Origin of the sequence: Streptomyces sp. NPDC005811 (assembly GCF_040630405.1) — a bacterium.
Taxonomy (GTDB): Bacteria; Actinomycetota; Actinomycetes; order Streptomycetales; family Streptomycetaceae; genus Streptomyces.
Window position 1 is genome coordinate 94152 of record NZ_JBEXXK010000029.1, and the last position, 24606, is coordinate 118757.

General features: G+C 71.9%; 23 protein-coding genes and 1 pseudogene. 16 read left to right on the top strand and 8 right to left on the bottom strand.

Going from position 1 to position 24606, the window contains the following annotated elements:
- Window positions 1-2 precede the first annotated feature (2 nt).
- The 12 genes from ABZ490_RS29040 (at window position 3) to ABZ490_RS29095 (ending at window position 11953) form a co-directional block, all read left to right on the top strand.
- The gene (locus tag ABZ490_RS29040; RefSeq protein ID WP_358996075.1) at window positions 3-827 is read left to right on the top strand and encodes an SDR family oxidoreductase; all 825 of its coding nucleotides are present in this window, start codon (window positions 3-5) and stop codon (window positions 825-827) included.
- 109 nt (window positions 828-936) lie between these two features.
- Complete coding sequence (locus tag ABZ490_RS29045) at window positions 937-3609, top strand: amino acid adenylation domain-containing protein (protein ID WP_358996078.1); 2673 nt, start codon at window positions 937-939, stop codon at window positions 3607-3609.
- A gap of 111 nt (window positions 3610-3720) precedes the next feature.
- Entirely contained in the window at window positions 3721-4677 is a 957-nt protein-coding gene (locus tag ABZ490_RS29050) for a DUF2520 domain-containing protein (RefSeq protein ID WP_358996081.1), read from the top strand.
- Window positions 4674-5684 (top strand): pantoate--beta-alanine ligase, encoded by a 1011-nt coding sequence (gene panC / locus ABZ490_RS29055; protein ID WP_358996084.1) that lies wholly within the window; start codon window positions 4674-4676, stop codon window positions 5682-5684. The genes ABZ490_RS29050 and panC overlap by 4 nt, the downstream gene beginning before the upstream one ends.
- Complete coding sequence (locus tag ABZ490_RS29060) at window positions 5681-7396, top strand: L-aspartate oxidase (RefSeq protein ID WP_358996087.1); 1716 nt, start codon at window positions 5681-5683, stop codon at window positions 7394-7396. Before panC ends, ABZ490_RS29060 begins: the two co-directional genes overlap by 4 nt.
- A 5-nt stretch (window positions 7397-7401) precedes the next feature.
- On the top strand, window positions 7402-8388 hold the full coding sequence (gene nadC / locus ABZ490_RS29065; RefSeq protein ID WP_358996090.1) for a carboxylating nicotinate-nucleotide diphosphorylase: 987 nt from the start codon (window positions 7402-7404) through the stop codon (window positions 8386-8388).
- A gap of 16 nt (window positions 8389-8404) precedes the next feature.
- Entirely contained in the window at window positions 8405-9202 is a 798-nt protein-coding gene (locus tag ABZ490_RS29070; protein ID WP_358996093.1) for a type III pantothenate kinase, read from the top strand.
- A 127-nt stretch (window positions 9203-9329) separates the two neighbouring features.
- Complete coding sequence (locus tag ABZ490_RS29075) at window positions 9330-10025, top strand: hypothetical protein (RefSeq protein WP_358996215.1); 696 nt, start codon at window positions 9330-9332, stop codon at window positions 10023-10025.
- Window positions 10026-10082: 57 nt separating this feature from the next.
- Complete coding sequence (locus ABZ490_RS29080; protein ID WP_358996096.1) at window positions 10083-10262, top strand: hypothetical protein; 180 nt, start codon at window positions 10083-10085, stop codon at window positions 10260-10262.
- A 119-nt stretch (window positions 10263-10381) separates the two neighbouring features.
- Window positions 10382-10825 carry a BlaI/MecI/CopY family transcriptional regulator gene (locus tag ABZ490_RS29085; RefSeq protein WP_358996099.1) on the top strand — a complete coding sequence of 148 codons (444 nt, stop codon included), beginning with the start codon at window positions 10382-10384 and terminating at the stop codon, window positions 10823-10825.
- 9 nt (window positions 10826-10834) lie between these two features.
- Window positions 10835-11392 (top strand): amino-acid N-acetyltransferase, encoded by a 558-nt coding sequence (locus ABZ490_RS29090; RefSeq protein ID WP_358996102.1) that lies wholly within the window; start codon window positions 10835-10837, stop codon window positions 11390-11392.
- Between the two features lie 225 nt (window positions 11393-11617).
- Window positions 11618-11953, top strand: a complete 336-nt coding sequence (locus ABZ490_RS29095; RefSeq protein WP_055631914.1) for an Lsr2 family protein — start codon at window positions 11618-11620, stop codon at window positions 11951-11953.
- Here ABZ490_RS29095 and ABZ490_RS29100 read toward each other — a convergent pair.
- Window positions 11932-12534, bottom strand: coding sequence for an SCO3374 family protein (locus ABZ490_RS29100; RefSeq protein WP_358996105.1), 603 nt, complete (start codon window positions 12532-12534; stop codon window positions 11932-11934). The two genes, ABZ490_RS29095 and ABZ490_RS29100, sit on opposite strands and share 22 nt — an antisense overlap.
- A gap of 430 nt (window positions 12535-12964) precedes the next feature.
- Here ABZ490_RS29100 and ABZ490_RS29105 point away from each other — a divergent pair, with 430 nt between their 5' ends.
- Entirely contained in the window at window positions 12965-15490 is a 2526-nt protein-coding gene (locus ABZ490_RS29105; protein ID WP_358996108.1) for an ATP-dependent Clp protease ATP-binding subunit, read from the top strand.
- A gap of 75 nt (window positions 15491-15565) precedes the next feature.
- Here ABZ490_RS29105 and ABZ490_RS29110 read toward each other — a convergent pair whose 3' ends face one another.
- A complete protein-coding gene (locus ABZ490_RS29110) occupies window positions 15566-16198 on the bottom strand; it encodes an HAD family acid phosphatase (RefSeq protein WP_358996111.1) in 633 nt (210 codons plus the stop codon).
- Between the two features lie 535 nt (window positions 16199-16733).
- On the opposite strand from ABZ490_RS29110, the gene ABZ490_RS29115 reads away from it, so the two are divergent.
- Window positions 16734-17303, top strand: coding sequence for a M23 family metallopeptidase (locus ABZ490_RS29115; RefSeq protein ID WP_358996114.1), 570 nt, complete (start codon window positions 16734-16736; stop codon window positions 17301-17303).
- A gap of 13 nt (window positions 17304-17316) precedes the next feature.
- Here the strand turns inward: ABZ490_RS29115 and ABZ490_RS29120 are convergent, their stop codons facing one another.
- Complete coding sequence (locus tag ABZ490_RS29120; protein ID WP_358996117.1) at window positions 17317-17904, bottom strand: TetR/AcrR family transcriptional regulator; 588 nt, start codon at window positions 17902-17904, stop codon at window positions 17317-17319.
- Between the two features lie 134 nt (window positions 17905-18038).
- On the opposite strand from ABZ490_RS29120, the gene ABZ490_RS29125 reads away from it, so the two are divergent.
- Window positions 18039-19613, top strand: a complete 1575-nt coding sequence (locus ABZ490_RS29125; protein ID WP_358996120.1) for an MDR family MFS transporter — start codon at window positions 18039-18041, stop codon at window positions 19611-19613.
- Between the two features lie 66 nt (window positions 19614-19679).
- Window positions 19680-19769, top strand: a pseudogene (locus ABZ490_RS29130) (helix-turn-helix transcriptional regulator); the annotation flags it as partial.
- Between the two features lie 106 nt (window positions 19770-19875).
- Here the strand turns inward: ABZ490_RS29130 and cseC are convergent.
- The 5 genes from cseC to ABZ490_RS29155 all read right to left on the bottom strand — a co-directional run bounded on the left by cseC (window position 19876) and on the right by ABZ490_RS29155 (window position 24573).
- Window positions 19876-21210: a two-component system sensor histidine kinase CseC gene (gene cseC, locus ABZ490_RS29135; RefSeq protein WP_358996122.1), complete on the bottom strand. Its 1335-nt coding sequence runs from the start codon at window positions 21208-21210 to the stop codon at window positions 19876-19878.
- Between the two features lie 21 nt (window positions 21211-21231).
- Window positions 21232-21930, bottom strand: a complete 699-nt coding sequence (gene cseB / locus ABZ490_RS29140) for a two-component system response regulator CseB (protein WP_358996125.1) — start codon at window positions 21928-21930, stop codon at window positions 21232-21234.
- 208 nt (window positions 21931-22138) lie between these two features.
- Window positions 22139-22822: a hypothetical protein gene (locus ABZ490_RS29145; RefSeq protein WP_358996128.1), complete on the bottom strand. Its 684-nt coding sequence runs from the start codon at window positions 22820-22822 to the stop codon at window positions 22139-22141.
- Entirely contained in the window at window positions 22807-23349 is a 543-nt protein-coding gene (locus ABZ490_RS29150) for a SigE family RNA polymerase sigma factor (protein WP_358996131.1), read from the bottom strand. Before ABZ490_RS29150 ends, ABZ490_RS29145 begins: the two co-directional genes overlap by 16 nt.
- 300 nt (window positions 23350-23649) lie before the next feature.
- Complete coding sequence (locus ABZ490_RS29155; protein ID WP_358996134.1) at window positions 23650-24573, bottom strand: A/G-specific adenine glycosylase; 924 nt, start codon at window positions 24571-24573, stop codon at window positions 23650-23652.
- Window positions 24574-24606 lie beyond the last annotated feature (33 nt).

The following is a 24606-nucleotide window of genomic DNA, read 5'->3' on the forward strand; positions in this document are numbered from 1 at the left end:
CCATGCGTCTGACAGGGAGGACCGTCGTCGTCACCGGGGCGGCCCGCGGGCTCGGCCGGGCCACCGCGCTGGCCTGCGCCGCCGAGGGCGCCGACCTGGCACTCCTCGACCTCTGCGGCGACCTGCCCGGGGTGCCGTACCCGCTGGGCACCGAGGGGCAGCTGGAGCACACCGCGGCCCTGTGCCGGGAGGCCGGATCGGCCGTGCTGACGGCCCGCTGCGACGTCCGCGACCTGCGGTCCGTCGAGGAGGCGGTGGCGCTCGCCGCGGACCGGTTCGGCGCCCTCGACGGGGTCGTCAACAACGCGGGCATCGCGGCGCCCTCGGGCCGCCCCGCGCACGAGATCGGCGAGGAGGAGTGGGCGCTGATGATCGACGTCGACCTCTCCGGCGCCTGGCGGATGATCCGTACCGTCGGCAAGGCCATGAGCGCCCGCCGCTCGGGCAGCATCGTCAACATCGCCTCCACGGCGGGCCTGGTCGGCTACCGGCACTTCGCCGGGTACGTGGCCGCCAAGCACGGCCTGATCGGGCTCACCAGGGCGGCGGCCCTCGACTACGCCCCCCGCCGGGTGCGGGTCAACGCCGTCTGTCCCGGCTCGGTCCGCGACGACCCGGCCGCCGAGGGCCGGATGCTCGCCGAGATCGCCCGCGCCCTCGACGTGCCGGTGAGCGAGCACGAGGAGGAGTTCGTCGCCGCGCAGCCGATGAACGCGCTGATCGAACCGGAGGACGTGGCGGCGGCGGTCGTCTACCTCCTCTCCGACGACGCCCGGCAGGTCACCGGGACGACCCTGACGGTCGACGGCGGGTTCTCCGCACGCTGAACGCCACGGGCAGCAACACGGGCAGCAACACGATCAGGATCAGGTTCAAGATCAGGATCAGGTTCAGGTTCAGGTTCAGGTTCAGGATCAGTGACAGGGGAGGTCACCCGTGCCGGGTGCACAGTGCCATGCCGTCCGTGTCCCGGCGGCCGGGACGGACGTACGACGACTGCGGGAGCGGCTGGCCGCTGCGGGCCCCTGGCGGCTCTGGACGGACGACGTCCCGGCCGCCCCGGCCGCACCGCTCGCCGCCCGCCGCCGCGAGGCCGAACTGCGGCGCCCCGTCGCCCGCGAGGTGCGCTGTGTCCTGCTTCGGTACGCCGACGGCACGGCCGACCTGGTCCTCGTCGCCCACCGGGACCGCCTGGACGGGGCGGGCCTGCGCCATCTGAGCGAGGTGCTGACGGGGGAGCGCCCGCCTTCCCCGTGCCCCGGACCCGCCACCGACCGCTCCCCGTTCCCGCCCCCGGCCGACGCCCCGGACTGGGGCGGGGGCGACCCGTCCGCCACCACCTGCGGTGCGTACGCCCTGGACCTGCCCTTCCCGGCCGCGCCGAGTCCGTCCGCCCTGGCGCTGACCCTCGCCCGCTACGACGGCCACGGCGGGACCGGCTCGGCGACGGTCGCCGACCGGACCGGGTCCCTCCGGTACGACCTGCCGGAGACGGCCACCCTGCGCGATCTGGCCCGGACGGAACCGCGGCGGGCGACCGGGGCGGTGCTGGCGGGGCTCCTCGACGACCCCGGCGCGCCCCCGGCCGGCCACCTCCCCTGCCTCGCCCCGCCCTTCCCCCTCACCTTCGTCTTCTCGCCCCTCCCCTCCGGCGGCACCCGTCTCACCTGCCACTACCGGCACAGCCATGTCTCACCGGCGGTCGCCGAGGGGTTCACCCGGCACTACGCCGAGGTCTGCCGGCAGGGCGTCCTCGCCCCGGGGACGACGGTCGCGGACGTCGAACTGCTGGACGCGGACGAACGGGCCCGGGTGGCCCGGCTCGGCCGCCCCGCCGGAGCACTCCGCTCCGCACCGGACACGCTGCCCGCCGCGTTCGCGCGGATCGCCGCCGCCTCCCCCGACGCCGTCGCCCTCTGCGACGGCACCACCGAACTCACCTACCGGGACCTGGACGAACGGTCCGCCCGGATCGCCGCCGGGCTGCTGGCCCACGGCGTACGGCGCGGCGACCGCGTCGGCGTCTGCCTGGAGCGGACCGCGGAACTCGTCGTCACCCTCCTCGGCGTGGTCCGGGCCGGTGCCGCCTACGTGCCGACCGACCCCGCCTACCCCGCCGAACGGCTCGCCCACACCGTCGAGGACGCCGGCCTGCGCCTGGTCGTGACCCGGCTGCCCGAGTTCCCGCGCGGGGACGGCACCGTGCTCGCGACGCCCGACGCCCTCGCCGCGACCGCCGTCCCGGCCGAGCTGCCCGGACCGGCCCCCGACGACCCGGCGTACGTCATCTACACCTCCGGTTCCACCGGCCGCCCCAAGGGCGTGCTGGTGCCGCACCGCAATGTGACCGCCCTGATCGACGCCACCCGGGACGCGTACGGGCTGGGACCCGACGACACCTGGACCCTCTTCCACTCCGCCGCCTTCGACTTCTCGGTGTGGGAGATCTGGGGCTGCCTGCTGACCGGCGGGCGGCTGGTCGTGGTGCCGTACTTCGTCAGCCGTGAGCCCGAGGACTTCCGCGACCTCCTCCTGGAGCGCCGGGTCACGGTGCTCAGCCAGACGCCGTCCGCGTTCTCCCAGCTGCTGCGGACCGACCACGCCCCGCTGCCGGTCCGGCTGGTGGTCTTCGGCGGCGAACCGCTGGACAGCCGCATGCTGCTGCCCTGGTTCGACCGGCACCCCGAGCCGGTCTGCCGCACGGTCAACATGTTCGGCATCACCGAGACGACCGTGCACGTCACGGCCCAGACCGTCACCCGCGCGCTCGCCCTCGCCGGCTCCCGTTCCGTCGGCCCCGCCCTGCCCGGCTGGCATCTGTACGTCACCGACGGGCGCGGCCGGCTCGTACCACCGGGCGTCACCGGCGAGATCCTGGTGGGCGGCGCGGGCGTCGCCGCCGGCTATCTCGACCGGCCCGAGCTGACGGAGGAACGCTTCCTGCCCGACCCGTACGCCGAGGAGCCCTCCGCCCGGCTGTACCGCAGCGGCGACCTCGGCCGGCTCCGCCCCGACGGGCGGCTCGAACACCTCGGCCGGATCGACGGCCAGGTCAAGATCCGGGGCTTCCGCATCGAGCTCGACGAGATCCGCTCGGTGCTCCTGGAGGACCCGGCGGTCACCGCCGCGGCCGTCGTCGTCCGCCGCGACGACCCCGCCGACCCGGCCACGGCCCGCCTGGACGCCTACGTCGTGCCCGCCGACGGCGTCCCGGCCGCCGACCCGCAGGGCATCCGCAAGCGCGCCGCCGGAATCCTGCCCGAGCACATGGTCCCGGCGACCGTCACCCCCCTCGACACCCTCCCCCTCACGGCCAACGGCAAGCTGGACCCGGCCCGGCTCCCGGCCCCGCTCCGCGCCACGGCCCCCGCGACGGCCGCCCCGCAGGACTCCGCCCCGGTACGTGACGCTGGTCTCGCCGAGGCCCTCCAGGAGATCTGGGCATCCGTCCTCGGCACCCCCGTCGGCCTCGACGACGATTTCTTCGAACTCGGCGGAAACTCCCTGTTCGCCGTCCGTGTCAGCGCCGCCCTGCGCGCCCGCGGACTGACCGCCGTACCGCTGCGCGACCTCTACCGCACCCCCACGATCCGGGCCCTCACCGGCTGATCCCCCAGCCTCGCCGCGAGACGAGCAGGCCGCCCCGCACCCCAATCGCGTTAACATGACGAGAAATCGTCCGGTACCCCGCGCGGACTGGAACGGGAAGGCCGCCCTCGCGTGAGTGCATTTCAACAACCAGACCCCAGGGACCGCCCCGCGCGGCTCACCGTCGGCGTCGTCGGCGCCGGCCGTGTGGGACCCGCCCTGGCCGCGTCCCTCCAGCTCGCCGGACACCGCCCCGTGGCCGTCTCCGGCGTCTCCGACGCCTCCCGGCGGCGGGCCGCGCTGATGCTCCCCGACGTGCCGCTGATGCCGCCCGCCGAGGTCCTCCGCCACGCCGACCTGGTGCTGCTCACCGTCCCCGACGACACCCTGCCCCGCCTGGTGCAGGGCCTCGCCGAGACCGGCGCCGTACGGCCCGGGCAGCTCCTGGTGCACACCTCCGGCCGTTACGGCGCGAAGGTCCTCGAACCCGCCCTGCGCGCGGGCGCGCTGCCCCTGGCCCTGCACCCGGCGATGACGTTCACCGGCACGCCCGTGGACGTCCAGCGCCTCGCCGGCTGCTCCTTCGGCGTCACCGCCCCCGCTGAGCTGCGGCTGGCCGCCGAGGCCCTCGTCATCGAGATGGGCGGCGAACCCGAGTGGATCGCCGAGGAGAACCGCCCGCTCTACCACGCGGCCCTCGCCCTGGGCGCCAACCACCTGGTCACCCTCGTCGCCCAGTCCATGGAGCTGCTGCGCGCGGCCGGCGTCGAGGCCCCCGACCGGATGCTCGGCCCGCTGCTCGGCGCCGCCCTCGACAACGCACTGCGCTCCGGCGACGCCGCGCTCACCGGCCCCGTCGCCCGCGGTGACGCCGGCACGGTCGCCGCGCACGTCGCCGAGCTGCGCCGGCACGCCCCGCAGACCGTCGCCGGGTATCTGGCGATGGCCCGGGCGACCGCCGACCGCGCGCTCGCCCACGGACTGCTCAAGCCGGAACTGGCCGAGGACCTCCTCGGCGTCCTCGCGGGCCGGGCCGACGGCGCCCCGGGTACCCCCGGCACGCCGGGCACCGAAGGAGACGCCCGATGACCCCCATCCTCCTGCGCACCGCCGCCGATCTGCACGCACGCGTGCGCACCGGACGCCGGGCCGTCGTGATGACGATGGGCGCCCTGCACGAGGGCCACGCCACCCTGATCCGCACCGCCCGCGAACTCGCCGGGCCGGACGGCGAGGTCGTCGTCACCGTCTTCGTCAACCCGCTCCAGTTCGGCCAGGGCGAGGACCTCGACCGCTATCCGCGCACCCTGGACGCCGACCTCAAGATCGCCGAGGAGGCGGGCGCGGACACCGTGTTCGCCCCGGCCGTGGACGAGGTCTACCCCGGCGGCGAACCCCAGGTCCGGATCGGCGCGGGCCCGATGGGGGAGCGGCTGGAGGGCGCCTCGCGCCCCGGCCACTTCGACGGCGTGCTCACCGTCGTCGCCAAGCTGCTCCACCTCACCCGGCCCGACGTGGCGCTCTACGGCCAGAAGGACGCCCAGCAGCTCGCCCTGATCCGCCGGATGGTCCGTGACCTGAACTTCGGCATCGAGATCGTCGGCGTCCCCACGGTCCGTGAGGACGACGGGCTCGCCCTGTCCAGCCGCAACCGCTATCTGTCCGCGCCGCAGCGGCGCACCGCGCTCGCGCTGTCGGCGGCCCTGTTCGCCGGCCGCGACCGGCACGCCGCGCAGGAGGCGCTGCGGGCCCGCGCGCGGGAGGTGCCCGCCACGCACGCGCGTGCCGAGGCGCTCAGCGCGCTCGGGGAGTCCCGCGCGGCGGCCGACGCGCACGCCGTCGCCCAGGCCGCCCCCGGCGGCGCGGGCGCCGTCCTGGCGGCCGCCCGGCTCGTCCTCGACGAGGCCGCCCGGCTCGACCCGCCGCTGGAACTGGACTACCTCGCCCTCGTGGACCCGTCCGACTTCACGGAGATCGGCGACCGCGAGGACGGCTTCACCGGCGAGGCCGTGCTGGCCGTCGCCGCCCGGGTCGGGACGACCCGGCTGATCGACAACCTCCCCCTCACCTTCGGAACCTTCGGAGCCGCCTCGTGACCAGCACAGGCATACGACTGCACGCGCCCGCCCCGGGATGGTCGATCTCCGCCGACGTGGTGGTCGTCGGCTCCGGCGTGGCGGGGCTCACCGCGGCCCTGCGCTGCGAAGCCGCCGGCCTGAACACCGTCGTCGTCACCAAGGCCCGGCTCGACGACGGCTCCACCCGCTGGGCGCAGGGCGGCATCGCCGCGGCCCTCGGCGAGGGCGACACTCCCGAACAGCACCTGGACGACACGCTGGTGGCGGGCGCGGGCCTGTGCGACGAGGACGCCGTCCGGTTCCTCGTCACCGAGGGTCCGGACGCCGTACGGCGGCTGATCGAGACCGGCGCGCACTTCGACGAGTCCGCCGAGGGCGACCTGGAGCTCACCCGTGAGGGCGGTCACCACCGGCGCCGGATCGCCCACGCGGGCGGCGACGCGACCGGCGCGGAGATCTCCCGCGCGCTCGTCGAGGCGGTCCGCGCGCGGGGCGTACGGACCGTCGAGAACGCGCTCGTCCTGGACCTGCTCACCGACGCCGACGGCCGGACGGCGGGCGTCAGCCTGCACGTCATGGGCGAGGGCCAGCACGACGGCGTGGGCGCCGTGCACGCCCCCGCGGTCGTCCTCGCCACCGGCGGCATGGGCCAGGTCTTCTCCGCGACCACCAACCCGCCCGTGTCGACGGGCGACGGCGTGGCGCTCGCGCTGCGGGCCGGCGCGGAGGTCAGCGACCTGGAGTTCGTGCAGTTCCACCCGACCGTGCTGTTCCTCGGCCCGGACGCCGAGGGCCAGCAGCCGCTGGTCTCCGAGGCCGTCCGCGGTGAGGGCGCCCACCTGGTCGACGCGGACGGCGTGCGCTTCATGCTCGGGCAGCACGAGCTCGCCGAACTGGCGCCCCGCGACATCGTCGCCAAGGGGATCCTGCGCCGGATGCAGGAGCAGGACGCCGAGCACATGTTCCTCGACGCCCGCCACTTCGGCGCCGAGATGTGGGAGCACCGCTTCCCCACGATCCTCGCCGCCTGCCGCGCCCACGGCATCGACCCCGTCCACGAGCCCATCCCGATAGCCCCGGCGGCCCACCACGCCTCCGGCGGGGTGCGCACCGACTCCCGGGGCCGGACGACCGTCCCGGGCCTGTACGCGTGCGGCGAGGTCGCCTGCACCGGCGTGCACGGCGCGAACCGGCTCGCCTCCAACTCCCTCCTGGAGGGCCTGGTCTACGCCGAGCGGATCGCCGCCGACATCGCCGACAGCCACGCCGGCGACGGGCTGCACGCGCCCGTGCCCGCCCCGGTGGAGCACCCGCAGCGGCCCGCGCACCCGCTGCTCGGCGCCGAGGCCCGGTTCGCGATCCAGCGGATCATGACCGAGGGCGCCGGGGTGCTGCGGTCCGCGGAGTCCCTGGCCAAGGCCGCCGACCAGCTCCAGCGCCTGCACGCCGAGGCCCGCGACGCCCTCGACGAGAACGGCAAGACCGCCGAGCCCGGCGTGGACACCTGGGAGTCCACCAACCTCCTGTGCGTGGCCCGCGTCCTGGTCGCCGCCGCCGCGCTGCGCGAGGAGACGCGCGGCTGCCACTGGCGCGAGGACCACGCCGACCGCGACGACACGGCATGGCGCCGCCACATCGTCGTACGGCTGAATCCGGACCGGTCCCTCGCCGTACACACCACCGATACCGCAGACTTCCCCCCGACCCGGCAGCACCAGCAGGAGCAGTGACACACGTGAGCACCGACGACCTCCCCCTCGCCCCGACCGGCGGCTGCGGCGACGGCTGCGCCTGCGGCGCAGAGGGCGACCTCGGCGACGAGGAATACCTGGAGTGCGGTCTCGACCCCGCGCTCGCCCAGCTCCTGGCCGAGGCCGGGCTCGACCCGGTCGAGGTCGAGGACATCGCCAACGTCGCCATCCAGGAGGACCTGGCGCACGGCGTGGACGTGACGACGGTCGCGACCATCCCCGAGGAGGCGGTGGCCACCGCCGACTTCACCGCGCGCGAGGCGGGCGTGGTCGCCGGCCTGCGGGTCGCCGAGGCGGTCGTCTCGGTGGTGTGCACCGACGAGTTCGAGGTCGAGCGCCACGTCGAGGACGGCGACCGGGTGGAGGCGGGCCAGAAGCTGCTGTCGGTGACGACCCGCACGCGCGACCTGCTGACCGCCGAGCGCAGCGCGCTGAACCTGCTGTGCCGGCTGTCGGGCATCGCGACCGCCACGCGCGCGTGGGCGGACACCCTGGAGGGCACGAAGGCCCGCGTGCGGGACACCCGCAAGACCACCCCGGGCCTGCGCTCCCTGGAGAAGTTCGCGGTCCGCGCGGGCGGCGGCGTCAACCACCGCATGTCGCTGTCGGACGCGGCCCTCGTCAAGGACAACCACGTGGTCGCGGCGGGCGGCGTCGCCCAGGCGTTCACGGCCGTCCGGGAGACCTTCCCGGACGTGCCGATCGAGGTCGAGGTGGACACCCTGCACCAGCTCCGCGAGGTCGTGGACGCGGGCGCCGACCTGATCCTGCTGGACAACTTCACCCCGGGCGAGTGCGCCGAGGCGGTGGGCATCGTCGGCGGCCGGGCCCTGCTGGAGGCCTCCGGCCGGCTGACCCTGGAGAACGCCAAGGCCTACGCCGACACCGGCGTCGACTTCCTGGCCGTCGGCGCCCTCACGCACTCCTCGCCGATCCTGGACATCGGCCTGGATCTGCGGGACGCGGAGTAGGGAGCGGGTACCGGTCATGCTGCTGACGATCGACGTGGGCAACACCCACACGGTGCTGGGCCTGTTCGACGGTGAGGAGATCGTCGAGCACTGGCGGATCTCCACCGACCCCCGCCGCACGGCCGACGAGCTCGCGGTCCTGCTGCAGGGCCTGATGGGCATGCACCCGCTGCTGGGCGTGGAGCTGGGCGACGGCATCGACGGCATCGCGATCTGCGCGACCGTCCCCTCGGTGCTGCACGAACTGCGCGAGGTGACCCGCCGCTACTACGGCGACGTCCCCGCGATCCTCGTCGAGCCGGGCGTCAAGACCGGGGTGCCGATCCTCTTCGACAACCCCAAGGAGGTCGGCGCCGACCGCATCATCAACGCGGTCGCCGCGAACGAGCTCTACGGCGGCCCGGCGATCGTCGTCGACTTCGGCACCGCGACCACGTTCGACGCGGTCAGCGCGCGCGGCGAGTACGTGGGCGGGGTGATCGCCCCGGGCATCGAGATCTCGGTGGAGGCGCTGGGCGTCAGGGCGGCCATGCTCCGCAAGATCGAGGTGGCCCGGCCGCGCAGCGTGATCGGCAAGAACACGGTCGAGGCGATGCAGTCCGGCATCGTCTACGGCTTCGCGGGCCAGGTCGACGGCGTGGTCACCCGGATGGCCCGGGAGCTGGCGGAGGACCCCGACGACGTCACCGTGATCGCGACGGGCGGCCTCGCGCCCATGGTCCTCGGCGAGTCGTCGGTGATCGACGAGCACGAGCCGTGGCTGACGCTGATCGGGCTGCGGCTGGTGTACGAGCGGAACGTCTCCCGCATGTGACGCGGGGGCATCGCAGGTGACGGCCAGGGGGCGGATGCGCGCGCGCCACACCCGCCCCCTATGCCGAATTTGTCCGATTAGCGCGTATCGTCGGCACATGCCCACGCCATACGGATCCCGCGGCGGCATGGCGTTCGGCGCGGAGGAGCTGCGTGTGCTCCGCCGCGCCCTCGCCCTCGCCCTCCACCCCGGCCCCGCCCGCGACGAGGACGTCCAGGACTGCCATCGCCTCGCCGAGTCCCTCGACGAGGCACTGGGCGAGGCCGCCCGGTTGCGGGCCTTCCTGGTGGCCGACCTCGACCGGTACCGCGCCGCCCTGCCCGGCGCCGCCGCCGGCTATCTCACGCTCCTGGAGGAGGTCCTGGCCACCGGGCACCGGCCCGGCCCCGAGGACCTCGCCGCACTGCGGGCCCTGCGCGCCGCCCCGGCCGCCGCCGCCCTCCTGGCCCGCTGCCAGGTCCTCGCCGAACAGGACGTACGGGCCCGCCTGGCGCGCCGCACGCCCCGCCAGGCCTCCCCGGCCACCCCGCTGGTCCCGGCGTCCCGTACGCGCCTTCTCGCGCTTCCCGGGGGGCGCTGCGCCGAGGCCGACCGCCTCCCGGCGACCGCCGCCGACGACGATCCGCGCGAGGAACCCCGCAAGGAGCCCGCCGAGAGGCCCGCCGCGCCCGCTCCCGGCCCCGGGCAGCGGCCCGCCCCCGAGCCCGCCCGCCGCCCCGTCCCCACCCCGGGCGAGGTCTTCCCGCGGCGCAGACCCACCCCTCCGCCGCCGCCCGCCGAGCCGGACCACGAGCCGGAGCGGCGGAGCCTGGCCGTCGGCTGAGACGCGCCGGTCCGACCCCGGCCCGATGTCCCGATCCGCCGTGGCTACCCTGGATCCATGGACTATGTCTCCGCGCTGGTGCCCCCCGTCGTCATGGCCGTGTTCTTCATCGGTGTGATCAGGGTGATCGTGAAGAGCCAGGGAGGCGCCAACAAGGCCAAGGAGGACGCGGCCGTCGACGCCGCCCTCGCCCGCACGCAGAGCGCCGGCCAGGCCCCCGCCGGTACGGACGTCTGACCCCGTCCCCCCTCGGCGTACGGCTCCCCCCGGAGTCGTACGCCCTTTTTGTGCCTGTTTGGCGGCGAAAGCGCACGTCCGGCACGCGATTGCCGAGATCTCCCACTATTGTGCTGAGAGTGCCTCGCCCATTGGGAGAACTCGAAGACGCGGTCATGACGCGGGTGTGGAAGTGGAACCGCCCGGTGACCGTTCGGGAAGTCCTGGAAGACCTTCAGCGCGAACGGTCCATCGCCTACACCACGGTGATGACCGTTTTGGACAATCTCCATCAGAAGGGCTGGGTCCGCCGCGAGGCCGAAGGCCGGGCCTATCGATATGAGGCGGTCTCCACCCGCGCCGCCTACGCCGCCGCCCTCATGAACGACGCCTGGGCGCAGAGCGACAACCCCGCCGCCGCCCTCGTCGCCTTCTTCGGGATGATGAGCGACGAACAGCGACAGGCGCTGCGCGACGCCGTACGCATCGTCCAAGGTCCGGAAACATCCGAAGCCGCATCTGCCGGCCCCGCCGGCACCGCCGGGGAGAACCCCGCCTCGGCATCCGGGGGCGGCGGGCGATAGCGTCCGCACATGTCCGCAGAGAGCCCCGCCGGCGAGAACCCCGAGAACCCCGAAGTCAGCGCTAAAGCCATCACGGTCCGGCGGGCCCGGACCACCGATGTCCCCGTCGTGCGCCGACTCCTTGACGCGTACGTCCGCGGCGGCATCCTCCTCGACAAAGCGACGGTGACCCTTTACGAGGACATCCAGGAGTTCTGGGTCGCCGAACGCGACGACAACGCCGAGGTCGTCGGCTGCGGGGCGCTGCACGTGATGTGGGAAGACCTCGCTGAAGTGCGCACTCTCGCGGTGAAGCCCGGCCTGAAGGGTTCCGGCGTGGGCCACCAGTTGTTGGAGAAGTTGCTGCACACCGCGCGCTGGCTCGGCGTTCGTCGCGTTTTCTGCCTGACCTTCGAAGTGGACTTCTTCGGCAAGCACGGCTTCGTGGAGATCGGTGAGACGCCGGTCGACACCGATGTCTACGCGGAGCTGATGCGTTCCTATGACGAGGGCGTCGCGGAGTTCCTCGGACTCGAACGAGTGAAACCGAACACCTTGGGCAACAGCCGGATGCTTCTGCATCTGTGATCGTGGCCCCCCATTCCGGCGGACCGGCCTTGACCGGTGCCCTATGTCCGAAACGCGCACGTTTCCGGGCGAGGGGCGGGCTGTCGGCCTCTCCCAGGGGTTTGTGTTTTTCCGGCAAAAGCGGTTTGCTTTCCGACGTACTGCAGTACTGCATATAACAGGGCGCGGCTAAACGGCGGACGCCGCGGACCCCCGTCCCTCACGTTATCGATGAAAGGAAATCCGGTGGCACAGAAGGTTCAGGTCCTTCTTGTCGACGACCTCGACGGCGGCGAGGCTGACGAGACCGTGACGTTCGCGCTGGACGGCAAGACCTACGAGATCGACCTCACGACCGCCAATGCGGACAAGCTGCGCGGGCTTCTCGAGGCCTATGTGAAGGGTGGCCGTCGTACCGGAGGCCGCGCCTCGGGCGGGCGTGGAAAGGCGCGTGCCGCTTCCGGCAGCAGCCAGGACACCGCTCAGATCCGCGCGTGGGCGAAGGAGAACGGTTTCGAGGTCAACGACCGTGGCCGTGTTCCGGCGACCATTCGCGAGGCTTACGAGAAGGCCAACGGCTGAGCGGCGAGCCGACGCAGCCGGACACGATGGCAGTGCGCTGCCAGCGTGTCCACCAACCGCACGAGATCGGGGGCGTCCCGCACGCCCCCCGAAGCCGACACCGTCGGCAGCGAGGCCTCGACCTCGCACCCCGCCACGGGGGGCCGCAGCCAGACGGCGGCCCCCTGCACCGGCATACCGGGCGGGCGGCCCGGAACGAGCCCCGGCGGCAGCGGCGCCTCCATGAGGGAGCCCTCGCCGAGCGCCGTCAGATCCAGCGGCAGCGCGCCCCACTCCAGCCACTGGAGGATCCCCGGCAGCTCCTCGGCGCTCCCGGCGGCCACCAGCAGCCGCATCCGGCGGCCGTCGCCGACCTCGCGCTCCTCGCCGTCCGTCCTGTCGTACAGGGCCACCGGGAAGCCCGGCGCCCGGCGCCCGAGCGCCGCGCGGCCCGCCTCCGCGGGGACCTCCAGGACGTCGAAGCGGTCGCCCACCGAAAGTCGTACCGGCTCCCCGGGCACCGTCGCCCACCCCAGTTCGTTCTCGTACCAGCCGCGGACCGGCCCGTCCGGGCGGCGGGGGAGAGGGACGGAGCGGACCATGCCGAGAAGAACCATCCGAAGAGCCCCGGAGTTACGCTGGGTGTCGTCCTGGTCGCGCACAGTGCCGGACGGCGGTGCGCGCAAGGGGCTCGGGAGGCGCAAGGTTGTTCGCCCGTAGCGGAGGGAAAGGGCGCGCACGGCATGGACTGTCGGCCCCGGCGGGTAAGACTTCCCTAGTGGGAGGGGGCGACACGCAGGAAAGGACGTCTCACGTTCGCCATCGGCGTACTGATGGTGAGGGTAACTGCCTGGCCTGCGGGAACATCGTCTCGCACCATCAGGTTGGAGCAGATGTCGGCGTTCGGGGTCAGGAGGCCATCGACGGTGTCGGCAGTTGGAATGAGCGGTCCCTGCTTGCGGGACTAAGCTGCGGTAGGACAGGGAGGGGAAGTTCCCCCCACTGCCTGACCGCTCTGAGGAGCGATTAACGATGTTCGAGAGGTTCACCGACCGCGCGCGGCGGGTTGTCGTCCTGGCTCAGGAAGAAGCCCGGATGCTCAACCACAACTACATCGGCACCGAGCACATCCTCCTGGGCCTGATCCACGAGGGTGAGGGTGTCGCCGCCAAGGCCCTTGAGAGCCTCGGGATTTCGCTCGAGGCGGTCCGCCAGCAGGTGGAGGAGATCATCGGCCAGGGCCAGCAGGCCCCGTCCGGGCACATCCCCTTCACCCCCCGTGCCAAGAAGGTCCTGGAGCTGTCGCTCCGCGAGGCCCTTCAGCTGGGCCACAACTACATCGGCACGGAGCACATCCTGCTCGGCCTGATCCGCGAGGGCGAGGGCGTCGCCGCCCAGGTCCTCGTCAAGCTGGGCGCAGATCTCAACCGGGTGCGGCAGCAGGTCATCCAGCTGCTCTCCGGCTACCAGGGCAAGGAGACCGCCACCGCCGGCGGGCCTGCCGAGGGCACCCCCTCGACGTCCCTGGTCCTCGACCAGTTCGGCCGGAACCTCACCCAGGCCGCTCGTGAGTCCAAGCTCGACCCGGTCATCGGGCGCGAGAAGGAGATCGAGCGGGTCATGCAGGTGCTGTCCCGCCGTACCAAGAACAACCCGGTCCTGATCGGTGAGCCCGGCGTCGGCAAGACCGCCGTCGTCGAGGGCCTCGCCCAGGCCATCGTCAAGGGCGAGGTGCCCGAGACCCTCAAGGACAAGCACCTCTACACCCTCGACCTCGGCGCGCTGGTGGCCGGCTCCCGCTACCGCGGTGACTTCGAGGAGCGCCTGAAGAAGGTGCTCAAGGAGATCCGCACCCGCGGCGACATCATCCTGTTCATCGACGAGCTCCACACGCTGGTCGGTGCGGGTGCCGCCGAGGGCGCCATCGACGCGGCCTCCATCCTGAAGCCGATGCTGGCCCGCGGTGAGCTCCAGACCATCGGTGCCACCACGCTCGACGAGTACCGCAAGCACCTGGAGAAGGACGCGGCCCTCGAGCGCCGCTTCCAGCCCATCCAGGTCGCCGAGCCGTCGCTGCCGCACACCATCGAGATCCTCAAGGGTCTCCGTGACCGGTACGAGGCCCACCACCGCGTCTCGATCACGGACGAGGCCCTCGTCCAGGCCGCGACGCTGGCCGACCGCTACATCTCGGACCGCTTCCTCCCCGACAAGGCGATCGACCTGATCGACGAGGCGGGCTCCCGGATGCGCATCCGCCGGATGACGGCTCCGCCGGACCTCCGCGAGTTCGACGAGAAGATCGCGGGCGTGCGCCGCGACAAGGAGTCCGCGATCGACTCGCAGGACTTCGAGAAGGCCGCCTCCCTGCGCGACAAGGAGAAGCAGCTCCTCGCCGCCAAGGCGAAGCGCGAGAAGGAGTGGAAGGCCGGCGACATGGACGTCGTCGCCGAGGTCGACGGCGAGCTGATCGCCGAGGTCCTCGCCACGGCCACCGGCATCCCGGTCTTCAAGCTCACCGAGGAGGAGTCGTCCCGCCTGCTGCGCATGGAGGACGAGCTCCACAAGCGGGTCATCGGCCAGGTCGACGCCGTCAAGGCGCTGTCCAAGGCGATCCGCCGTACCCGCGCCGGTCTGAAGGACCCGAAGCGTCCGGGTGGCTCGTTCATCTTCGCCGGCCCATCCGGTGTCGGTAAGACCGAGCTGTCCAAGGCGCTCGCCGAGTTCCTCTTCGGCGACGAGGACGCGCTGATCTCCCTCGACATGTCGGAGTTCAGCGAGAAGCACACGGTCTCGCGGCTCTTCGGCTCCCCGCCCGGATACGTGGGCTACGAAGAGGGCGGCCAGCTCACCGAGAAGGTCCGCCGCAAGCCGTTCTCCGTCGTCCTCTTCGACGAGGTGGAGAAGGCCCACCCGGACATCTTCAACTCGCTGCTGCAGATCCTGGAGGACGGTCGCCTGACCGACTCCCAGGGCCGGGTCGTGGACTTCAAGAACACGGTCATCATCATGACGACCAACCTCGGCACCCGGGACATCTCCAAGGGCTTCAACCTGGGCTTCGCGGCCTCGGGCGACTCGAAGAGCAACTACGAGCGCATGAAGAACAAGGTGTCGGACGAGCTCAAGCAGCACTTCCGCCCCGAGTTCCTCAACCGTGTCGACGACGTGGTCGTCTTCCCGCAGCTCACGCAGGAGGACATCCTGCGGATCGTCGACCTGATGATCGGCAAGGTGGACGAGCGCCTGAAGGACCGGGACATGGGCATCGAGCTCTCCCAGTCCGCCAAGGAGCTGCTGTCCAAGAAGGGCTACGACCCGGTGCTGGGCGCGCGTCCGCTGCGTCGCACGATCCAGCGCGAGATCGAGGACACGCTCTCCGAGAAGATCCTCTTCGGCGAGCTGCGTCCCGGTCACATCGTGGTCGTGGACACCGAGGGCGAGGGTGACACCAAGACCTTCACCTTCCGCGGCGAGGAGAAGTCGTCCCTGCCGGACGTCCCGCCGATCGAGCAGGCGGCCGGCGGCGCCGGCCCGAACCTGAGCAAGGACGCCTAGGCGTCAACCCGAAAGGGGCCGGTGCTGCAACAGCACCGGCCCCTTTCGCATGCCCTGACGGCGGGCTGGGCCGCCCTACGACAGCTGGCCGTCGTAGTCCGGCAGCTTGTACGTCTTCTCGGCGTGGCCGCCCGAGAGGTCGGTGGCGCTGTTGCCGATGTTCGCGATGATCGTGTAGCCCTTGTTCTCGATGTCGACGCGCTGGGCGGTCTTGTAGGCGGCGACGTCCTTGAAGAGGTCGAGCAGGCCGCGGGCGTAGAGACCGGAGACCTTGTAGCCGACGTACTTGAGGTTGTAGTCGGTGAACGAGTAGATGATGCCCGGGCGGGCGGTGACGAAGAACAGCGCGACGCCGTGGTCCTGGGCGTACTTGGCGACGTCGAGGACCGGCTTGTTGGCCGGCTGGGGGTAGCTGAAGCCGAAGTCGGTCTCCAGGGTCGTGTTGTCGATGTCGAAGACGATCGCCTGCTTCTCGCCGGTCTTGGCGGCGGCGATGCGCTGCTTCAGATAGGGCAGGGCCTCGTTCATCACCGACTGGCAGTCGGCCTGCCAGGTGGTGTAGTCGACGTCCTCCGCGGCGGCGGTGGCGACGGTGGAGGTGGTGGTGGCCGTAGCGGCCTGGGCGCCCGCCGGGACGGCCATGGCGGTGACGGCGGCCGTCGCCACGGCTGTCATGGCGATGCGGCGCTTCCAGGTGCCTGTGGTCATGTGTGGGGTCCTCTCGCGTCCTGGCCTGCCTGTGTCGTGGGCATGCTGCGCTGTGGGGATGGCCTGAGGGGAACCGGCGGGTTACCGGGGGGAACCTGCGGGTTACTGGACGGTAAGGGGCGGTGAGACTCCGCTCACAGACCCGTGCACCATTCGTGACCGGGGTCACAAGTCCCCCAGGGGGCAGGCGAGTAGCCCCCGTCACATCCCGAAGTCCCTTGCGACGGGCGGCCGGTGACAAGCGGCACAGGTCATCGGTGGGCTACTAGCGCGGGTAGTGGCAGAGCAAAATCAGGCAAAAGGGACATAGGGTTCGGAACCCCCGGGGGTGTCCAGGCCTCCGGCATGGATCGGCTTCAAATGGGGCGTCCCGGGCCATCTGTCAAGAAGGCGGAAAATTCGGGGTTAAGTACTAGCTTCCGTCGTACGTCACACGTTTGGGGGTCCATCGCCCTCGGGGTTACCAAGGGATGGCCCACCCGGCAGGCGTTCCTGCGCCGGGTGGTCTTCCTGTCCCCGAACCCACGAGGTCCTCATGTTCCAGCGCGTCACGTCCCGTTCTTCCCGTACGTCCCTGCTCCGCACCCGCGTGGCCGTCGGGGCCGCCGCCCTGGGTGCCACGGCCGTGCTGGGAACCGGAGTGGCGTCCGCCGCCGTACCCGCCGCCAAGACGGCCGTCTCCGCCAATGCCTGGGTCAAGCCGGTGGCGCACTACACCAAGTCCGCGACCTTCCACCAGGCCGGTGCCATGTGGCAGTCCACCCACAGCGGCCAGGACTTCGCCGTGCCGAGCGGCACCAAGGTCGTCGCCGCCCACGGCGGCACCGTGGTCAAGGCCGGCGGCAACGGCGCCGGTGACGGCCCGGCCTACGGCAACGCCATCGTCATCAAGCACGCCAACGGGACCTACTCGCAGTACGCCCACCTGTCGCACATCGATGTCAAGGCCGGCCAGATAGTCAAGACCGGCCAGCGCATCGCCCTGTCCGGCAACACCGGCAACTCCAGCGGTCCCCACCTGCACTTCGAGATCCGCAAGACCGCCAACTACGGCTCCGCGATCGACCCGGTCGCCTTCCTGCGCGCCCACGGGCTGACCGTCTGACGATGACGGGTGATCAGGTGCCCTGATGCGCCTGGGTCACGAGATCGACGGCGACCTCGAGGACGGCTGCGCGCTTGTCCTCCGGGTCGCCTTCGAGGTCCTGGAGGAAGAACATCCCGGCGTGCAGCGTGAAGATCGCGCTCACACAGCGGACCTGGTCGGTGAGCGGGGCGTCCGGGTCGATGATGATGTCCCGCAGTCCGCGCATCCGGTCCTTGAACGAGTCGCCGATCTGCAGCTCCCGCACCGTCGCCTGGTTCTCCTGCATGAAGCGGAAGAGCGGGGTCGCCTCGGCCAGGGCGCGGCTGTAGCGCCGTACGAGTTCCTGCTTGGTCTCCAGCGTGTGCGGCTGGCTCGCGCCCCACTCGATCAGGTCCTCGATCGGTTTCGTCAGATCCGTGAAGATGCTGACGATGATCTCTTCCTTGGTCTTGAAGTGGTAGTACAGGGCAGCCTTCGTGACCTCCAGGCGCTCCGCGATCTCGCGGAGGGAGGTCTTCTCGTAGCCCTGCTCGGCGAAGAGTTCGAGCGCGACGTCCTGGATGCGCTGGCGTGTGTTGCCGCGGCGCTGTTGCTTGGTCCCGTCCATGGTGCCGTCCATCCTCGTACTCCTCGTGCTCCACGGAAACTTACTTGACGACCGGCTAGTGACAGGTCTACTTTCCTCAGTGTAGTGAACTAGCCGGGCGGCAAGTAAGTGGGCGGCCCAAAGCAGTGCCCAGGGGAGTGGAATCCATGGCGGACACCCAGACGGTCGAGACCGAACCGGAGAAACAACCGAAGAGCGTGCGGGTCGTCCTGCTCGCCCTCATGATCACGATGATGCTCGCGATGCTCGACAACATGATCGTCGGCACCGCGATGCCGACGATCGTCGGTGAACTCGGGGGGCTGGAGCACCTCTCCTGGGTCGTGACCGCGTACACCCTCGCGACCGCCGCGGCCACCCCGATCTGGGGCAAGCTCGGTGACATGTACGGGCGCAAGGGCGCCTTCATGACCTCGATCGTGATCTTCCTGATCGGCTCCGCGCTCAGCGGCATGGCCCAGAACATGGGCGAGCTCATCGGCTTCCGCGCCGTGCAGGGCCTCGGCGCCGGCGGTCTGATGGTCGGCGTCATGGCGATCATCGGCGACCTGATCCCGCCCCGTGAGCGCGGCAAGTACCAGGGCATGATGGCCGGCGTCATGGCGCTCGCGATGATCGGCGGCCCGCTCGTCGGCGGCACCATCACCGACAACTGGGGCTGGCGCTGGTCCTTCTACATCAACCTGCCGCTCGGTGTGATCGCCCTCGCCGCGATCAGCGCCGTCCTGCACCTGCCGAGGAAGCGGGCCAAGGCGGGCATCGACTACCTCGGTGTCGTGCTGCTGACCGTGGGCATCACCTCGATCGTCCTCGTCACCACCTGGGGCGGCACCGAGTACGCCTGGAGCTCCGCGCGGATCATGGAACTGATCGGGATCGGCGTCGCCTCCCTCATCGGGTTCGTGTTCTGGCAGACCAGGGCCGCCGAGCCGATCGTGCCGCTGCACATCTTCCGCAGCCGCAACTTCACCCTGATGTCCGTCATCGGCTTCATCACCGGCTTCGTGATGTTCGGCGCCACGCTGTTCCTGCCGCTCTACCAGCAGTCGGTGCAGGGCGCCTCCGCCACCAACTCCGGGCTGCTGCTCCTGCCGATGCTCGGCGCGATGCTGGTGACCTCGATGGTCGCGGGCCGCATCACCACCAGCACCGGCAAGTACAAGATCTTCCCCATCGTCGGCAGCGTCCTGATGGTCATCGGCCTCTACCTGCTGTCCACGATGGACACCGGCACCTCCCGCTTCACCTCCGGCGTCTTCATGGCCGTCGTCGGTCTGGGCATGGGCTGTCTGATGCAGATCACCATGCTGGTCGCGCAGAACAGCGTGGAGATGAAGGACATGGGCGTCGCCTCGTCCTCCACCACCCTGTTCCGTACGCTCGGCTCGTCCTTCGGTGTCGCGATCATGGGCGCCCTGTTCAACCACCGCGTCCAGGACGTCATGGCCGAGCGGGCCGGTGCCCTCGGCTCGAAGATCACCGAGCAGTCCGCGCAGCTGGACGCCGCCAGCCTGGCCAAGCTGCCGGCCGCGGCCCGCGAGGCCTACCAGCACGCGGTGTCCGCCGGTACCCACTCGGCGTTCCTGCTGGGCGCGATCGTCGCGGTGGCCGCGCTGATCGCCGCCGTGTTCGTCAAGGAGGTCCCGCTCAAGGGCGCGGGCCCGCAGAAGCCGGACGAGGAGCCGACGGCCGTGACCCCGCCGGTCGTCGAGGCCGTCTGACGGACCGTTCCGCCGAAGGCCCCCGGGTGTCCGCCCCGGGGGCCTTCGCCTTGTGCCGATCCCGGGCTGGACCTGGACGCCCTGGCCGCGCACGCCGGGTACTCCCGCTACCACTTCGTACGGGCCTTCGAGGCGGCGTACGGCGAGACGCCCGGCCTGGGAACAGCTCCGGATCGCGAGGAACGGCGCCCGCGCGGCCGGGACCCTCGCGGGCCGCACGGACGGGGTGATCACCGCCGCATCGCCGCCCCGCCGCAGTCCACTACGGCATCATCGGGTAGCTTCCCGTGTTCGTCGGCGCGTGCTCGGGCAGCCACAGGACCGCCACCGCGCCCTCGGCCGGTATGTGGTCCGGCGCCCCGGCGGGGCGGACATTGCGGAAGGTGAGTCGGGCGCCCAGGACCCGGGCCTGGCCCGCCGCGATGGTCAGGCCGAGGCCGTGGCCCTTCCCCGCCCGGTCGGCGCTGCCGGTGCGGAACCGGCTCGGTCCCTCGGCCAGCAGGTCCTCGGGGAACCCGGGGCCGTGGTCGCGGACCCGGATCACCCGGCCCTCGACGGTGACCTGGATCGGCGGCTTGCCGTGCCGGGCGGCGTTGGCGAGGAGATTGAACAGGACCCGCTCCAGACGGCGGGGGTCGGTCGTGACCATCGACTCATGGACGACCCGCACCTCGACCTCCCGATCCTTGGCCGCCACCCGCCGCGCGACGAACTCGCCCAGCAGGAGGTCCTGCAACTCCGCCCGCTCCGAGGCGCTGTCCAGGCGGGCCACCTCCAGGACGTCCTCCACGAGCGTGCGCATGGCCTTCGCCCGGTCCAGGACCAGCTCGGTGGGCCGCCCGGGCGGCAGCAGCTCGGCCGCGGTCAGCAGACCGGTGACCGGGGTGCGCAGTTCGTGCGCGATGTCGGCGGTGACCCGCCGCTCGGCCTCCAGCCGCTGCTGGAGCGCGTCGGCCATGGCGTCCACGGCGTTCGCCAGGTCGTCGGTCTCGTCCCGGACGACCCCGCCGATCGCGTCCCGCACCCGGACGTCGGACTCGCCCTTGGCGACCTGGTGGGCCGCGGCCGCCGCCTTGCGCAGCCGGCGCGAGAGCTGCCCGCCGATGAGCACCCCGAGCGCGCTGCCGCCGAACACCACCGCGATCGAGCCGATCACCAGCGCCTGGTCGAGGTCGTTGAGGATGTCGGTGCTCCGGTCGGTGAAACCGGTGTGCAGGGACATCACCCGCCCGTCCTTCAGCGGCACGGCCGCCCAGATGTCCGGCGTGCCCCCCGCACGGTCGGACACATACGTCACCCGGCGGCCCTGGGAGACCTTCTCCCGCACCTCCGACGGCAGCCGGGAGTCGTCGATCTTGATCTGGGGGAAGTTCGGCCGCCCGGTCATCTCGAAGTTGCGCTGGGCGATCTGGATGCGCTCGTCCGCGAGGTCGCGCGCGTTGTCCAGCATCGACACCCGGGCCGCGTTGTGCACGACGAGGCTGAGCGCGATCGCCACGAGCGCGCCGACCAGCGCGATCGCCGCGCTCAGCTTCCACCGCAGTCCGGTACGGATGCCCGCGCCCTGTGCGCGGTCCGGAACCAGGTGCCGGATCATCCCCCTCACACCCCCGCCCGCTCAGGCCTTCAACTTGTAGCCGAAGCCACGGACCGTCTCGATGCGGTCCTGGCCGATCTTCGTCCGCAGCCGCTGCACATGGACGTCCACGACGCGGGTGTCACCGCCCCAGCCGTAGTCCCAGACGCGCTCCAGGAGCTTGTCCCGCGACAGGACCGTGCCCGGGGCGGAGGAGAACTCCAGCAGCAGCCGCATCTCGGTCGGTGTCAGGGCCACCGGGGCGCCGGCCCTGCGCACCTCCATGCCCTCGGTGTCGACCTCCAGGTCGCCGAAGGTCAGCACACCGCCCTCGGGCGCGGCGTCCTCGGCCCGGTCCCCGCCGCCCGCGTGCCCGAAGCGCCGCAGCACCGCGCGGATCCGGGCGACCAGCACGGCGCCGTCGAACGGTTTGGTCACATAGTCGTCGGCGCCGGCCTCCAGGCCCAGGACGACGTCGATGGAGTCGGCACGCGCCGACAACATGATCACGGGCACGGTGGACTCGTCCCGGATGCGCCGGCAGAGGCTGACCCCGTCCAGGCCGGGCACCATGACGTCCAGCAGGGCGATGTCGGGGCGGTCCGCCCGGAACGCGTCCAGGCCGGACAGGCCGTCGGGCATCGCGGTGACCACGAAGCCGTCCCGCTCCAGGGCGAGCTGGGTGGCCTCGCGGATGACGTCGTCGTCCTCGACGAACAGGACGTGGGTCTGGTCTGCCATCCCGCTGCTCTCAGTCCTCGTGTTCGGTGTTGCGTGTCTTCGGGCGCCGTACAGCCGTACAGCCGTACACCTGTCCGGGTGTCCCCTTGGGGGGACGCCGGAAGCCTCCGCCGCGTTCACTCCCGGTGCGCCCACTCATTGATCGGATCGGGCGGCCCGATCGGTTCACGGGTTCCGCAGATTTTTCCAGCCCGTCCGAAGTCCGAGGTCAGCCGGTCCCGGGCATCTGCGTCGGGTCCCCGTCCACGATGCTGCTGTACTCGTTGTGGATGGTGAACTCCTTGACGAAGTGATCCGCGCTGGTCCAGCGGTAGGTGATCACGTTCTCGCCGGACGGACTGGAGACGGAGTCGCCCTTCGCGTACACCTGCTTGGTCACCACCAGGTCGCCGCGGTCTATCTCCGCGTAGACCGGGGGCTCCTCGGTCTTGAAGACGTTCTCGTACCGGCCGTCCTTCTCCCGGTACACGTACGAGCCGACACCCACCGCGTCGCCGCAGGTCAGCACGTTCACCACGATGTCCGTGACGGGGCCGCCGGTCAGATCGCCGTAGGAGACGTCGACCGGGTACTCGTCGCCGACGCAGGGCTTCAGCTCGCCCTTGACCTCGGCCGAGACCTCGGGGTCGGCCTTGACGAGCTGGACCGCGTCCACCCGGGAGGAGGTGCGGGCGGACTCGGCCGAGGGCGTCGTCGCGGCGCCGGCCACCGCGTCCGCGTGCGCGGGGCCCTCGTCACGGGTGCCGGTGCCGCCGGTGGCGCACGCGGACACGAAAAGGGCGAGGGCGGCGAGCACGGTCACCGCCGTGATCGCCGCCTGGAAAGTGCCTCGGGCCGCTGTGGGCCACGCCTGGGCCGGTGTCGGCCCGGCCTCGGTCAGGCCGCCGCGCAACGCTCCCGCTCCTCACGCTCCAGCGCGCGTGCGTCCAGATCGCGGGCCTCCAGCTCCTCGCGGAGCCGGGCGAGCGCCCGGTGCAGCGTGCTCTTGACCGTTCCCGCGGACATACCGAGGGCGGCGGCCGTCTCCTCCGTGGACATCTGCTCCCAGTGTCGCAGCACGACGACGCTTCGCTGCTTCGGAGCGAGCACCTTCATCGCGTCCATCAGCAGGGCGCGGTCCGCGTGCTGTTCGGTGGAGTCGTCGATGCAGGCGTCCGGGAGCTGCTCGGTGGGGACTTCCTCCAGCTTGCGGGCGCGCCACCACTCGGTCCGGGTGTTGATCATGACCCGGCGCAGATAGGCGTCCGCGAGCCGCTTGTCCGCGATGCCCTCCCAGCGGCCGTACGTCCGCGCCAGCGCCGTCTGGAGGAGGTCCTGTGCGTCGACCGGGTCCGGGACCAGCCGGCGGGCGCTGCGCAGCAGCGCGTCCTGCCGGGTGCGGACGTACTCCTCGAACTCGAGCACCTCGGCCTGCGCCATGGTCAACCCCTCCGTCTACCCCGTTTGCGGCGCGCGGTGGTCCGCCGGATCTCCGCGTGGTCTGTCGCCGTCGTGCCCTCGGTGGGCACGCAAATGAAGCTACGGAGCTGTTGTCACGGGGCTGTGCGGAGCAGCCTGCGGCTAGCGCGCGGCTGTCCGTCGGTTGTGTAACGGAACTGGGTTCTGGGTAAAGAGGCGGGCCGAAGTATGGGTGTGTGTACCGATTTATCCGGCCGCCGAATGTGACAGACGCCGGGCGAGGGCCGTGACGAAGCCCGCCGTCTGTGAACTGACCGTGCGTCAGGTGAGCGGCAGACGGTACAGACCGTCCGGCAGCGGCTCCACCAGTCCGTCCGCCACGAGCCCGTCCAGGGCCCGCGCGCGCTGCACCGGCTCGTGCCACACCCGGTCCAGCGCCGCCTGCGAGACGGGCGCGTGCGCCTCCCGCAGAACGGCGAGCAGTTTGCCGCGCACCTGGCGGTCCGTACCGGCGTACGTCTGTCCGCGGCGCGGCGGGCCCTCGTGCTCCGGCTTGCCCGCGAGCCGCCACGCGCACTGCGCGGCGATCGGGCAGCGCACACAGGTCTCGTTCTTCGCCGTGCACACCAGCGCGCCCAGCTCCATGGAGGCGGCGGCCCAGCGGGCGGCGGTCCGCTCGTCCTCGGGCAGCAGGGCACGGGCCAGCTTGCGCTCGGCGGCCGTGGTGGCGTTCGGCGGGTAGCGCACGCCCGTGACGGCCCGGGCGAAGACCCGGCGGACGTTGGTGTCCAGCACGGCGTGCCGCTGCCCGTACGCGAAGGAGGCGACCGCGGCGGCCGTGTACTCGCCGATGCCGGGCAGCGCGAGCAGCTGCGCGTGGTCCGCCGGTACGTCGCCCCCGTGCCGTTCCGTTATGGCCACCGCCGCGCCGTGCAGCCGCAGGGCGCGGCGCGGGTAGCCGAGGCGCCCCCAGGCGCGGACGGCCTCGCCGGGGGCCTCCGCGGCCAGGTCGGCGGGGCGCGGCCAGCGGGCGATCCACTGCTCGTAGACCGGCAGGACGCGGCTGACCGGCGTCTGCTGGAGCATGAACTCGCTGACCATCACACCCCAGGCACCGGCCTCGGGGTGCCGCCAGGGCAGGTCGCGGGCGTTGTCCTCGAACCAGTCGATGACGGGGGAGTGCAGGTCCGCGCCGGCGACGTCGTCGGCGGGGCTGCGGTGCGGGGGCTTCGTGGGCGCAGTCATGGCCCTTCCGATCCTGCCATGGGCGATGGGGCA

Excerpts from the sequence above, each read along its gene's own strand:
- ABZ490_RS29040 (WP_358996075.1), top strand. The coding sequence starts at position 3 with ATGCGTCTGACAGGGAGGACCGTCGTCGTCACCGGGGCGGCCCGCGGG.
- panC (WP_358996084.1), top strand. The coding sequence starts at position 4,674 with ATGACCCCCATCCTCCTGCGCACCGCCGCCGATCTGCACGCACGCGTG.
- ABZ490_RS29070 (WP_358996093.1), top strand. The coding sequence starts at position 8,405 with ATGCTGCTGACGATCGACGTGGGCAACACCCACACGGTGCTGGGCCTG.
- ABZ490_RS29075 (WP_358996215.1), top strand. The coding sequence starts at position 9,330 with ATGGCGTTCGGCGCGGAGGAGCTGCGTGTGCTCCGCCGCGCCCTCGCC.
- ABZ490_RS29080 (WP_358996096.1), top strand. The coding sequence starts at position 10,083 with ATGGACTATGTCTCCGCGCTGGTGCCCCCCGTCGTCATGGCCGTGTTC.
- ABZ490_RS29090 (WP_358996102.1), top strand. The coding sequence starts at position 10,835 with ATGTCCGCAGAGAGCCCCGCCGGCGAGAACCCCGAGAACCCCGAAGTC.
- ABZ490_RS29100 (WP_358996105.1), bottom strand. The coding sequence starts at position 12,534 with ATGGTCCGCTCCGTCCCTCTCCCCCGCCGCCCGGACGGGCCGGTCCGC.
- ABZ490_RS29105 (WP_358996108.1), top strand. The coding sequence starts at position 12,965 with ATGTTCGAGAGGTTCACCGACCGCGCGCGGCGGGTTGTCGTCCTGGCT.
- ABZ490_RS29110 (WP_358996111.1), bottom strand. The coding sequence starts at position 16,198 with ATGACCACAGGCACCTGGAAGCGCCGCATCGCCATGACAGCCGTGGCG.
- ABZ490_RS29115 (WP_358996114.1), top strand. The coding sequence starts at position 16,734 with ATGTTCCAGCGCGTCACGTCCCGTTCTTCCCGTACGTCCCTGCTCCGC.
- ABZ490_RS29120 (WP_358996117.1), bottom strand. The coding sequence starts at position 17,904 with ATGGACGGCACCATGGACGGGACCAAGCAACAGCGCCGCGGCAACACA.
- ABZ490_RS29125 (WP_358996120.1), top strand. The coding sequence starts at position 18,039 with ATGGCGGACACCCAGACGGTCGAGACCGAACCGGAGAAACAACCGAAG.
- cseC (WP_358996122.1), bottom strand. The coding sequence starts at position 21,210 with ATGATCCGGCACCTGGTTCCGGACCGCGCACAGGGCGCGGGCATCCGT.
- cseB (WP_358996125.1), bottom strand. The coding sequence starts at position 21,930 with ATGGCAGACCAGACCCACGTCCTGTTCGTCGAGGACGACGACGTCATC.
- ABZ490_RS29150 (WP_358996131.1), bottom strand. The coding sequence starts at position 23,349 with ATGGCGCAGGCCGAGGTGCTCGAGTTCGAGGAGTACGTCCGCACCCGG.
- ABZ490_RS29155 (WP_358996134.1), bottom strand. The coding sequence starts at position 24,573 with ATGACTGCGCCCACGAAGCCCCCGCACCGCAGCCCCGCCGACGACGTC.